The organism is Clostridioides sp. LIBA-6622, assembly GCF_056716095.1.
Genome location: NZ_CP196998.1, coordinates 2,338,372 through 2,351,040, shown reverse-complemented (window position 1 = coordinate 2,351,040; position 12,669 = coordinate 2,338,372). Strand labels below are relative to the sequence as shown.

12 protein-coding genes are annotated in these 12,669 nt (G+C 27.7%); 6 read left to right on the top strand and 6 right to left on the bottom strand.

Annotation, left to right across the window (positions count from 1 at the left end; translation table 11 throughout):
• Positions 1-69: 69 nt before the first annotated feature.
• From ACTG47_RS11330 to ACTG47_RS11320, 3 genes are all read left to right on the top strand, one after another.
• Complete coding sequence (locus tag ACTG47_RS11330) at positions 70-1,029, top strand: VanZ family protein (protein WP_479924614.1); 960 nt, start codon at positions 70-72, stop codon at positions 1,027-1,029.
• A gap of 136 nt (positions 1,030-1,165) precedes the next feature.
• On the top strand, positions 1,166-1,933 hold the full coding sequence (locus tag ACTG47_RS11325; RefSeq protein ID WP_479924613.1) for a putative ABC transporter permease: 768 nt from the start codon (positions 1,166-1,168) through the stop codon (positions 1,931-1,933).
• A gap of 292 nt (positions 1,934-2,225) precedes the next feature.
• Positions 2,226-3,545: an aminotransferase class III-fold pyridoxal phosphate-dependent enzyme gene (locus tag ACTG47_RS11320; RefSeq protein ID WP_169465956.1), complete on the top strand. Its 1,320-nt coding sequence runs from the start codon at positions 2,226-2,228 to the stop codon at positions 3,543-3,545.
• A 74-nt stretch (positions 3,546-3,619) separates the two neighbouring features.
• Here ACTG47_RS11320 and ACTG47_RS11315 read toward each other — a convergent pair whose 3' ends face one another.
• The 6 genes from ACTG47_RS11315 to ACTG47_RS11290 all read right to left on the bottom strand — a co-directional run bounded on the left by ACTG47_RS11315 (position 3,620) and on the right by ACTG47_RS11290 (position 9,536).
• Positions 3,620-4,054: a hypothetical protein gene (locus ACTG47_RS11315; protein WP_479924612.1), complete on the bottom strand. Its 435-nt coding sequence runs from the start codon at positions 4,052-4,054 to the stop codon at positions 3,620-3,622.
• Between the two features lie 90 nt (positions 4,055-4,144).
• The gene (gene hydG / locus ACTG47_RS11310) at positions 4,145-5,521 is read right to left on the bottom strand and encodes a [FeFe] hydrogenase H-cluster radical SAM maturase HydG (protein WP_479924611.1); all 1,377 of its coding nucleotides are present in this window, start codon (positions 5,519-5,521) and stop codon (positions 4,145-4,147) included.
• Positions 5,522-6,607 (bottom strand): [FeFe] hydrogenase H-cluster radical SAM maturase HydE, encoded by a 1,086-nt coding sequence (hydE, locus tag ACTG47_RS11305; protein WP_479924610.1) that lies wholly within the window; start codon positions 6,605-6,607, stop codon positions 5,522-5,524.
• A gap of 35 nt (positions 6,608-6,642) precedes the next feature.
• The gene (gene hydF, locus ACTG47_RS11300) at positions 6,643-7,851 is read right to left on the bottom strand and encodes a [FeFe] hydrogenase H-cluster maturation GTPase HydF (RefSeq protein ID WP_479924609.1); all 1,209 of its coding nucleotides are present in this window, start codon (positions 7,849-7,851) and stop codon (positions 6,643-6,645) included.
• A gap of 14 nt (positions 7,852-7,865) precedes the next feature.
• Positions 7,866-8,117 carry a TM1266 family iron-only hydrogenase system putative regulator gene (locus ACTG47_RS11295; RefSeq protein ID WP_169465966.1) on the bottom strand — a complete coding sequence of 84 codons (252 nt, stop codon included), beginning with the start codon at positions 8,115-8,117 and terminating at the stop codon, positions 7,866-7,868.
• Positions 8,118-8,495: 378 nt separating this feature from the next.
• Positions 8,496-9,536: a M42 family metallopeptidase gene (locus ACTG47_RS11290; RefSeq protein ID WP_479924608.1), complete on the bottom strand. Its 1,041-nt coding sequence runs from the start codon at positions 9,534-9,536 to the stop codon at positions 8,496-8,498.
• Positions 9,537-10,010: 474 nt separating this feature from the next.
• On the opposite strand from ACTG47_RS11290, the gene ACTG47_RS11285 reads away from it, so the two are divergent.
• The 3 genes from ACTG47_RS11285 (at position 10,011) to ACTG47_RS11275 (ending at position 12,494) form a co-directional block, all read left to right on the top strand.
• Positions 10,011-11,171, top strand: coding sequence for a DUF819 family protein (locus ACTG47_RS11285; RefSeq protein WP_169465970.1), 1,161 nt, complete (start codon positions 10,011-10,013; stop codon positions 11,169-11,171).
• A gap of 339 nt (positions 11,172-11,510) precedes the next feature.
• On the top strand, positions 11,511-11,672 hold the full coding sequence (locus ACTG47_RS11280) for a hypothetical protein (protein ID WP_003424559.1): 162 nt from the start codon (positions 11,511-11,513) through the stop codon (positions 11,670-11,672).
• Positions 11,673-11,852: 180 nt separating this feature from the next.
• On the top strand, positions 11,853-12,494 hold the full coding sequence (locus tag ACTG47_RS11275) for an endonuclease/exonuclease/phosphatase family protein (protein WP_479924607.1): 642 nt from the start codon (positions 11,853-11,855) through the stop codon (positions 12,492-12,494).
• The last annotated feature ends 175 nt before the right edge of the window (positions 12,495-12,669 follow it).

The window sequence follows — 12,669 nt, the reverse complement described above, 5'->3', positions numbered from 1 at the left end:
AGAAAATTTTAAAATCGTCTTAAATATTTATTGCTACCATTGAGATACTAAGAGAGAAGGTGCTTATCAGTGGAAGAAAATAAAAAATTAGAAAAATTTTTACTATCAATTGTGTACATAATATTTTTTATATATATTCTAGTGACTATAAGAATAATTTTATTTAAAGATGTACCAATTTATGCTATTTCTAAAGGAATGTTTAGGTCTGTAAATCTAATTCCATTTTATACAATATGGCAATTTATCATAGATAATAATATTAGTTTTATGAGAGCGACTGTAAATATCATAGGAAATCTAGGCATATTTATTCCGATGGGGATTTTCTTTCCTATAGTATTTAAAGAGTTAAATAAAAAAACTATGATTATAGCAATTATATTTATTAGTTTAGGGCTTGAAATAATACAATATATTCTTGCTCTTGGAAGTAGTGATATAGATGATATTATTTTAAATTCATTTGGAGGTATAATTGGTATTACTATTTACATAAATATGGCTAAATTACTTCCTAATAATATAATAAAATTCAAGGCTATTATAGGCACTAGCTTGGTTTTAGGAGTTATAGGGTTAGGAATTATCTCTATAAATTATCAAAGTTTATTAACTTTTAAATTTAAACCAGATAAAAAAGTATCAAAAATATTAATTGAAGAAAATAGAGAAATAATTAAAGATATAAATAAAGATGAAGTTGACATAATTGGTACATTTGAGAGCTTTGAAAAAGGTACAATAACAATTAAAGCTGGCTCTAATAATAAAGTTAAAAGACCAGAAAACATAATTGATGATAATGGTAATATAAGAATTTATTTAAGTGAAAACACAAGACTAGTATCGTATGTAATTACTGAAAAATCAAAAAGTGATATAATTAAATATCAAGAATTTGATGTTAAAAATTTACCATTATTAAGAAAATATGATGCTTTTTATGTTTGGGTTGATAAAGAAAATCAATCAAAAGATAAACATGGGATTGTAGCTAGTAAATTGTTAATTGGATTAAATGAATAGAATATTAATTTAATATAAAAGAATAACAAACATAAAAAACGAAAAAACTATTTCTATAATTATTTTTACATTATGAATAAAATAAGACAACTTAGTGAAGGAGTAGAGATAAATTATGGAAATGATAAGGTATATTTTGTACTTTTTTATATATTCTTTTTTAGGGTGGACAGTAGAAAGTATAGGATGCTCTATAACAAGCAAAAGAATAATTAATAGGGGTTTTTTAAATGGTCCTATATGCCCTGTTTATGGTTTTGGAGCAGTGATTGTAATATCATTATTGGAAAGGTTTGATAATATAATCATAATATTTCTATTAGGCATGATTTTAACAACAATATTAGAGTATTTTACCGGATTTATTTTAGAAACATTATTTCATGCAAAATGGTGGGATTATTCTGACAGAAAATTCAATATAAAGGGTAGAGTATGTTTAAAAAATGCAATATACTTTGGAGTAATGTCTGTTTTAATAGTAAAGTTGATACATCCATTTATAAAGTATTTTGTAGGAACAATTCCATATAGAATATTAATATCAATGGCTATAATTACAACGCTTTGGACGATACTTGATTTAATTGTTACTATTATAACACTTAAAAAATTGGATATAAAGTTAAACTTGCTAGATGAGATAATTGCAGACCTTAGCGATATAAATGTGAAACTTGACAAATTTGATAGAGGCGAGATACAAGCTTTATTTAAAACAGTAAATAATGATGAATTGGAAACTAGAGAAAAAATAAATAAAATAAACAGTAAATTAGACCGTATAGAGTCTAATATTATTTTACAAAAAAGAGTTATCAAAGCTTTTCCATATATAAAACATAAAAAGCAACAAGAGCAATTAGAATATTTTAAAGGTATTATTAGAGAAAATAAAAGATAATTATATAATTTAATAAAAAATAAACAGAATAATAGCATTTATAAGTTAATTTTCAAGGGACTCTATAAAAATAGAATAGAGTCCCTTATTTTTTGTGGAATAATGTTTATTTGATAAGAATAAAATATATTGTTCCTGAATAACAAATATTTTGAAAATTGTAAAAACATATATTGACAATTTGTGCCAAAGATAATAACATTAAGTATATAAAGAATTTTATATAGGAATATCTTTATAAATCGCAATAATTTTAAAACATAAATCTATTTAAAGAGGGGATGATTTGCCAATGAGCGAGATAACTAGTCAAATGATAAGTACAGAAGAAAAAAAATATGTTGCTAAAACTCAGAAAATACCTTACTATCCAGTAGCATTTAAATCAGGTAATGGTGCAATGTTATATGATTATGAAGGTAATGAATATGTTGATTTTTTAGCAAGTGCAGGCTCTGCGAATGTAGGTCATGGAAATAAGGAAATCTCACAAGCAGTTAAAGAACAAATGGATGATATCACACAATATACACTTGCGTATTTCCATAGTGATCCTCCTGTAAAATTAGCTGAGAAGCTTGTGGAAATAGCCCCTGGAGATAATGATAAAAAAGTATTATACAGTGCAACAGGTTCTGCTTGTATAGATGCTGCTATAAAACTAGCAAGAGGGTATACTGGAAGAACAAAAATAATATCTATGTATGAATCTTATCATGGAAGTACTTATGGAGCTATATCTATATCTGCATTAAGTACAAATATGAGAAGAAAAATGGGTCCATTGTTACCAGAAGTTTATCACTTCCATTATCCTGATAAAAATAGAACAGCTAAAGAATGTTTAGATGAGATAGAATATGCTTTTGCACACTATCTACCAGCAGAAGAAGTTGCTGCAATATTTATAGAACCAGTTGCAGGAGATGCAGGAATAATAGTACCTCCAGTAGAGTGGGTACAAGGTTTAAGTAAAATATGTAAAGAAAATGGAATACTACTTATAAGTGATGAAATACAACAAGGTATGGGAAGAACAGGTAAGTGGTTTGGTATAGAAAATTTTGGAGTTGAAGCAGATCTTATAGTTCTTGGAAAATCTGTTGGAGGTGGATTACCTTTAGGAGCAGTTGTTGGAAGCACTGAGATAATGCAAAGTCTTGATGCACCAGCACATCTATTTACTCTAGCTGGGAATACAACAGTATGTGTAGCTGCTTTAAAAGCTATAGAGATAATTGAAAGAGAAAACTTACTTCAAAAGAGTATAGAAATGGGAGATTATATTAAAGCAGGTTTTGAGAAATTAAGAGAGAAATACGATATAATTGGAGAAATAAGAGCTTTGGGATTATCTATAGGAGTTGATATAGTTAAAGGAAACGGTTCTAATGAAAAAAATCCAGATGCTACAGCTAAAATATGCTATAGATGTATACAAACTGGTTTAATAATGATATTCTTAGGCCAATCTACTTTAAGAGTACAACCTCCTCTAGTAATAACTAAGGAACAAGTAGATAAAGCAATGAGCATCATAGATTCTGCAATAGATGATTATTTAAATGGTAGAATTGGTGATGAAGTATATGAAGTAACTCAAGGTTGGTAAAATAAATATTAAATAAAAATAAGAGTTATCTCAGTTTTAGAAAGTAATTTCTGAAATGAGATAACTCTTTTAAATTACCCACAAGTAAGAAGATTAGTTGATTCATTAAGGGTCATGTTTTGGATGTCGTTCTTGTGAGCATCAGAAACGGTATTACGAGAATAGTTACCTTTGCTCGTATTATCTGTCAATTTAGTTATAATTAAAATTGCTAAAAGAATAAAAATTACTGTATATAAAGCAATAACATAAGGTTTTCTTTTATATTTGTATTTGTGGTTAAAAAAAGAATTGCCATAATTATTTTTATTGACTTTAGATTTATTGGTATTTATATTCTTTTTCTTGTTACTTTTCTTTTTATCATCCTTTTTTCTATTTTTAGGGTAAGGAATGACTTTGTGTGTATTATCAAGTTTGATATTTTTATTTTTTTGAATATTGTTTTCTAGGCTAGCTTTTTTCTCTCCAAATTGAATAGTTTTATTGGTATTGTTGTTATCTTTCAATGTTAATCTCCCTCCCTTAAACTTTCCCTTTAGATAATATTACTACTAACCCATAGAATATACAATAAATAATATATAAGTAACAAAATTTTATAGGTATAAGTCTCTTTCTCCACGTTCTAATGCATTCATATTATTAGATACTATGTTTCTTATATCTTCTCTTTCTATTTTAGCTATTTCTTCTGTGATAAGTTTTTTACCCATAGCTTTAAGTTCCTCATCACCATAATCAATTAGAAATTCATTTAATGTAGTAAGAGCATTTGGTGTACAGACATTGTGGATTTGTCGACTTTTAGCCAAGCTCATAAATCTATCCCCAGTTCTACCTTTGCGATAACAAGCTGTACAATAACTAGGGATATATCCATCCGTTATTAGTTCTTTAAGCACCTCTACAGGGCTTCTATGGTCCCCAACTTCAAATTGTTCTGTATTGTCACCATCTTCATATGCTTTATATCCTCCAACACCTGTCAAAGAACCTGCACTGACTTGTGATACACCATATTTTAGTAATTCATTTCTCATATCAGCAGTTTCTCTAGTGGACATTATGATTCCTGTAAAAGGAACAGCTAATCTAGTTATGGCTACTATTTTTTTGAACATATCATCAGAAACTAAGTGAGGAAAATCTTCTAAACTCATTCCCTCAGCTTTTTTTAATCTAGGGAAAGATATAGTATGGAATCCTACTCCAAATTTTTCTTCTAAGTGCTCGTTGTGCATCATAAGTCCTAGAACTTCAAATTTTGGGTCAGATAAACCAAATAATACTCCAGCACCGACATCATCAACACCAGCTTCCATAGCTCTATCAAAAGCTGTTAAATGGTAATAATAGTCATTTTTTATAGATTGACCATGCATTTTTATAAATGTTGGTTTATGATAAGTTTCTTGGAATAATATATAAGTTCCTATTCCTTTTTCTTTTAGTAACTTATATTCATCTACACTTGTAGCAGCTATGTTAACGTTTACCCTTCTTATATTTCCATTTTCGTTATATGTTGAGTAAATTGCATCTAAGCAATCCAAAATATAATTTATATCACAGTTCTTAGGGTCTTCACCAGCTTCGAGAGCAAGTCTTTTATGACCCATTTTTTCTAGTATTTTAACCTCTTCTTTTATTTCATCCATAGTAAGTTTTTTTCTTTTAAATTTGTTGCATGTGCTGAAACCACAGTAAACACATTCATTTACACAGTAATTTGACACATAAAGAGGGGCAAATAAAACCACTCTATTACCATATATTTCGTTTTTTATTTGCCCAGCTATACTAAATAATCTATCCAGTTGTTTTTTATCTTCTACTTCAAGAAGAGTAGCTATATCTTTATAACTAAGTTTTTCTCTTCTATCAGCCTTATCAAGTACTTTTTCAATATCATTATAAGTTGAATTTTTTGCATCCTCTAATAAAGAATTAATTAGTTCATGTTTTATGAACATTTACAAACGCCTCCATTCAATATTATCACCACGAGAATAGTCGACTTTAAGTCCTAGAGACTTGATGTTTTCTTCTAAACTTTGGTGATACTCACAAGCTTCTTGACCAGTAAAGGCTTTGTTATCGTAAAGAGAATATTGTTTTCTAAATTCTTGAGGAGAAAGGTTTGGCATAATTACATTACAGCCAGCTAAAAGACCTGCATTTCTTCCACTAGGGTTTATAGATGCAAGGGCTGTTGTAGCAGGTAATAAAACTTTTGGAAGTAGAAGTCTTGTAATTGAAAGCATAAGTAGTGTCTTTTCTAAATCTCCATGTTTATAATCTTTAAATATTGTGTCATGATGTGGAATAAAAGGTCCTATTCCAACCATATGAGGATTTAATTCTTTTAGATATAATAAATCACGAACAAGGTCCTCATTAGTTTGAAATGGTGACTCAACCATAAATCCAGCACCTACTTGATAACCAATTTCCTTAAGGTTTTTTAGGCATTCCTTTCTAGTTTTAAGTTCAATGTTTGATGGATGTAATTTTTTATAATGACTATCTGTAGCAGTTTCATGTCTTAAAAGATATCTGTCTGCACCACTTAAAAAGTATTTTTTGTATGAGTCATAACTCTTTTCTCCTAATGATAGTGTTATGGCACAATCCTCATATTTATTTTTTATACTTGAAACAATTTCACATATTTTATCATCACTAAAATATGTATCTTCACCACCCTGCAAAACGAATGTTCTGTATCCTATTTTATATCCTATATCACAACATTCAAGTATTTCATCAAGTGAAAGTCTGTATCTTATGATATTTTTATTAGAAGATTGTATTCCACAATAGTAGCAATTATTTTTACAATAGTTTGTAAGCTCTATAAGTCCTCTCAAATATATTCTGTTTCCATAATATTTATTTCTCATGTCGCTAGCTTGCTTATAAAGATAGTTTCTTAAATTTTGTTCAAAGTTATATTCTTCATTGTCGATATTTTCTATTAAATATAGTAGTTCATCAAAACTTAATGAATTAATGCTGTAAAGTTTATCTATAAAGTATTTAATCTTATTTTTAGTCATATCTAAATATGTAATTATTAAATATAGTTAAATTTTTAGTAATTGAAAAGTTCAAGTGATCTTTCTAAAATACCTTTTACATATGCTATTAAAATACCATAGTTTACTATAGGTATATTGAAAGATTTTGCCTTTTCTATTCTAGATAACATTCCAGCTCTATTCATCATACAAGCTCCACAATGAACTACAAGTGCATATTTATTTATATCTTCAGTGAAGGATACTCCAGAACTAAATTCAAAAGTAATATTTTTACCAGTTTTCTTTCTAATCATATTAGGAATCTTTACTGTTCCAATATCATCAGTCTGTCTGTGATGAGTACATCCTTCAGCCATCAAGACTTTATCACCATCTTTTAAATTTTCTAAAGCATAAGCTCCATTAATTAATTCTTTAAGGTCTCCCTTTTGTCTAGCAAATAATATAGAAAAAGATGTAAGAGGAATATCTTTTGGAGTATCTTTATCTACTTGTGGAAATACTTGAGAGTCGGTAATAACAAGCTTTGGTCTTTTGCCTAAGCTAGATAGAGTTTCTTTTAACCTATCTTCCTTTGTAACTATAGAGATTGCACCAGTATCCAAAATATCTCTTATAACTTGTTGTTGAGGAAGAATAAGTCTTCCTTTTGGAGCTGCTTTATCTATTGGAACTACCAAAACAACTAAGTCATTTGGATTAATTAAGTCTGATACCAACTTAAACTCAGTGCTGTCTTTAGGCAAGACTCTTATTATTTCGTTCTTTAAATCTTCAATTCCAATTTTATCTGTTGATGAGACAGAGACAACTGGACATTTAATTTTATTTTTAGTTAAGTCTAAAATTTCAGAGTGATTCTTGATTGTATCAATTTTGTTAAGAACTAAAATATGAGGTATATTCTTATCATTAAACTTTTCAATTAGTGTTAAATCTTCTCTTGATACGCCAATTTGGCAATCAACTACTAGTAAAGCTATATCTGTTTTTTCCAAAACATCTAATGATTTACTTATTCTAAGTTCTCCAAGTTCACCAACATCGTCAAGACCAGCAGTATCTATAAGAACACAAGGTCCTATAGGAAGGATTTCCATTGGTCTAAATACTGGGTCTGTAGTAGTTCCAGCAATATCTGACACTATCGCAGCACTTTGATTCGTTATAGCATTTATTATGCTAGATTTACCTGCATTTCTTTTACCAAAGAGACCTATATGTACTCTTATCGATTGTGGAGTAGAATTTAGACTCATTTGTACTCACCACCTTAAATTTCTTTTTTTGATATACTAGTTTTTACAGATACATGAGGTATGTTTCCCAATTTACCAGTCAAACTATTGATAGTATCCATTTCGCCAACAACTGCTATACATACAATCGATACATCTTCTTCTTCACAAGGAATTCCCATTCTGCCTTTAATAATACCTTTAAAACCTGACACAACCTCATTAAATTTAAGCTGACATTCTTTTGGCTCTTCTAAAATAGCACTTATGACTGCAACCTTTTTCATAAATATCCTCCTAACTCAGAAAATATGTCTTAAACAAATCCAAAATCAAAAAACTTTTCTTTTAAAGAAAAGTTTCTACAAAAGAAAAGTTATTAATTACACAAGTATAATGTGCTATATTAAACTATTTCCTTACAGATTAGATAACTCTTTTCTGGTAGGGTTAGCTTGTAAAAATTTAATTTAACAACAATTAACTAAAGAAAATTCTTACATAATTTATATAAAATATATAAAAATTAACTGAAGAAAATTGAAGCTACTTATATAATAGTAGTAAATTGAAATTAAGTCTATAGAAAAACCAATTTTTGTATAAAAATAAAAATTAAAGTTGGTTATTTGTTAGGAAATGACTTTAGTAAAATGTGTATTTAATTATTCTTTAAGTATATAGTTTATAAGTAGTTTTAGAGTACTTTCGATAGCTTCTATATGTGTTCTTTCATAGTGGTGACTATTGTTTGTTCCAGGACCAACACATGCTATTTGAACATCCTCTCCCCAACGAATAGCTTCTGAAGCATCTGAACCATAGAAAGTAAATACATCGACAGCATAATCTAAATTATTGTCTTCTGCAACATCGACAAGTTTGTTTCTTAGATTAAAATCATATAATGATAAATTATCTTTTGCAACTATAGTCACACCATGTTCACTAGATGTTTGGCTTGGTCCAGTTGGTGCTATATCTATTGCTATAAATTCTTTTGTTTTTTCAGGCAAAGCTTTAGAAACACCATGTCCAATTTCTTCATAATTACTTATATAGAAGTTAGTCGTATGTTTAGGTGTTAAGTTATTTTCCTTAAAATATCTACATATTTCAAGAACCATTGCTACAGCGGCTTTATTATCTATGTATCTAGATTTTATAAAGCCAGATTCTGTAGCCTCGAAACGATGGTCTAGACACACAAAATCTCCAACACTTATTCCTAAATCTAATACATCTTGTTTTTTAAAGACTTTTTCGTCAAGTCTTATAATCATTGTTTCTTCATTTCTTTCAGCAGCAGCTTTTGTCTGACCATATATATGAGTAGAAGCATATTTAAATACAACACTTCCTCTGATTTTTTTCCCTTTTCTAGTTATAACAGTACAGTTTTCTCCTTCTATAGCTGCCCAGCAACCACCACCAACTTTATGGTATTTAAGAGTACCATCAGATGATATTTCTTTTACCATAGCTCCAAGTGTATCCATATGTGCAGATATTGTTATTTGATTTGAATCATCTTCACCAGGAAGGGTAGCTATAAGAGCACCTTTTTTTGTGAGAATAGTATTAAGGCCTAATGCCTCAAAATCTTTTTTACTTTCTAAGACTGCATTTTCAGTATATCCAGTTGGACTTGGGATATCTAAATATTTTTTCATTAAATTTATAGTATTAGTTAAATTTAAATTCATATTGTTTCCTCCTAAAAAATATATATTCATACAAATTATAACATAAATACGAATGTTCTGAAAACTAAAATTAAAAGAAAAATCGTAAACGTATTTAAAAAAAAAGTATATAAAATAAATTTAATTTATATTATATAGATTTAAAGTAAAAATAGTTTTATTACATAATTAATAAAAATAAATACAAAACAAAATGAACAAATAAATAAAATATTTAGTTTAATTATCTTTACAAATAAAAATTTTAGTAATAAAATAATTGTTGAAAAAGATTTTAAATTCAGATTATTCATTTCTTAAAGTAATTAATCTGCAAACCTTTATTAATATATGTAAATAGTTAGGTATATATGTATTTAATTAGCATAATATAGATGAAAATATTTATTTTAATTGTTTATTTTCTGGAGAAAAGGTCTTTATTAGGAATCATAAAAAATAAAATTAATTAAGAAAAGAGAGGATGTGTATAATGTGATTGAGAATGGATTTGTATATTGTAGTTTCTTGGTTGTGTTTGTAGGTGTAATTTTTTTTATGGTGGATAAATTGAAATGGAAAATATTTGATGTTATTAATCCGATGCTTTTAATCTACTTAGGAGCAGCTATATTAGCATCATTTGGTTTATTTGCACAAAATGAAGATGTTGGAATATATCAAAATATAATAACAGTAAATTTTTTGCCATTAATGTTAGTATTCTTATTAATTCAATGTGATTTAAGAAAAATATTAAAAATGGGACCTAAAATGTTATTATCATTTTTCTGTGCTACATTTACATTTATGCTTGGATTTGTCATAGCATTTATAATATTTAAAGGTTCAATGGGTGCAGATTCATGGAAAATTCTTGGGGCAGCATCTGGTTCATGGATAGGTGGTTCATCCAATATGATTGCAGCAGCAAATGCTCTAGGAGTTGCAGAAGAAGGTCTTAGCTATGCAATACTTATGGGTTCTATAGGATATACAGTATGGATGTCTGTTTGTCTAATGTCTGTAAAATTTGGACCTAAATTTAATAAATGGACAAAATGTGATACAAGTTTTATAGATGAGGTTACATCAAAACTTGAGAAAGAAAATAAAGATAATACAGCACCTACATTTGTGGAACTTATGACTTTACTTTCTGTTGGATTTGGAGTAGCTGCTTTTGCACAAATTGTATCTAAGATACTTCCAACTTCAGGTATACTTAATGAAACTATGTGGGTAGTACTTGTTGCATCTACAGTATCAATATTATTAGGTATGACTAAAATATCAAAGCTTAAGGGAAGTACATTAGTAGGAAATGTGTTTATGTATTTACTTCTTGCAGCTACAGGTAGTAAAGCAAATTTCTTTGGATTGTCAGAAGCACCTGTTTACATAATGTTTGGTTTGGTAGTAGTCCTTGTACATGCTATTTCATTTATAGGGCTTGCAAAACTGTTTAAGTTAGACTTATTTACTTGTGAAGTAGGAAGTATAGCTAATATAGGTGGAGTAACTACAGCTCCTATGATTGCTGGAGTTCATAACCCAGTATTGATACCAGTGGGAGTGCTTATGGGGCTTTTAGGAAATGTCATAGGTACTTATTGTGCTCTTATGGTAACTCAAATATTACACATGTTAGCTTAACAAAAATAATCTCAGACTAATACTTTTATATAAGAAAAGCCATCTCAATTTAAGCGTAAGCTCTTGTTGAGATGGCTTTTTATTTGACAATATAATTCATATAAAAAAGATATTTTGACATATTTAGTGCATAACATTGTAAAATTTACTAGAATCGAGATATATTTAATTTTTGTATTGAATCGAACGTCTGTATGATGTATAATAAATATATAGAACGAACGTTTGCAGAACGGATGTTTTTTGAATTTATTTTAATAATTTATGAATATATATCAGAATGCATAAATATATTTAAATATAAAGATTAAAAAGAATTTAAAGGAGTGTTGATAACTTATGATAATTCCATCAAGAAGAATACAAGATATAACATTAACAAATTTAAAAAATGGTGAAGTAACGTTAATTGAATTGGATGAAATATATAAGAAGATGGGATTTTTATTTGTTGTTAGTGAAGGTAAATTGAAAAAGATAAAAAAGGAGAATCATCATTAGAAATGAATAAAATAATAGTTTATAAAACCTAACTTATGTAGTATATAAATACTTAAGTTAGGTTTTTTTGTGATAAAGTTTATAATTACTTGATTTTATAAAATGAATAATGATTTTAAGCGAAAAGTAAATAAGTTTAAACTTTAATAAGTATTATATTACATAAGAGGTGATATTATTATGAAAATAGTAACCTACAATATTCATAAAGGTATGGATTCAAATAATAGATTAACTCTAACTAAAATGGGAACATATTTAAAGCAATTGGATTGTGATGTAATTTGTTTACAAGAAGTATTATATCCTCAATTTTTAGCTTTAAAAACTATCTTAAATATGGATGGTGTATTTGCTACAAACGTAAAAAAGGTAAACATGATATATGGGATTTGTACATTTACAAAATTTAAAATGTTAAATAGCAATCATTTTTTCCTAACTAGTAAAAAAGAACAACGAGGGGCACTTTGTATAACTATAAATGCATATGGAAGAATCATAAATATAATAAATACTCATTTGGGTCTTGATAGACAAGAAAGAGCAAAACAATTGGATGAAATAATGGACTATAGAAATAGATTAGTAGGGATAGTTGTTTTATGTGGTGACTTTAATGAGAAAAATATTTTTTTAAGTATGTTCAACGATATGGCTATTTCACTAAATAAGTCTTATCTACCTACATTTGAAAAATCAAAATCTAGAATAGATTACATTTTTGTTAATAAAAATGTTGAATTAAAAGGATATGAAGTAGAAAAAGTTTGCTTATCAGACCATTATCCAGTTATAGGTTATATTCAAACTTTAATATAAATCAAATTAATTATGATAAAATACTTCATTTTTTTATTAAGAAATAATAAAAAAATATAATACAAAAATATCAAAAATAAAACTAATTATAAGACATAAATTTACAATAAAGTTACATTTGATTAAATTCCTTGTTTAAAAAAAGCTATTCAAATATAATCTAAAGTAGTTTTGA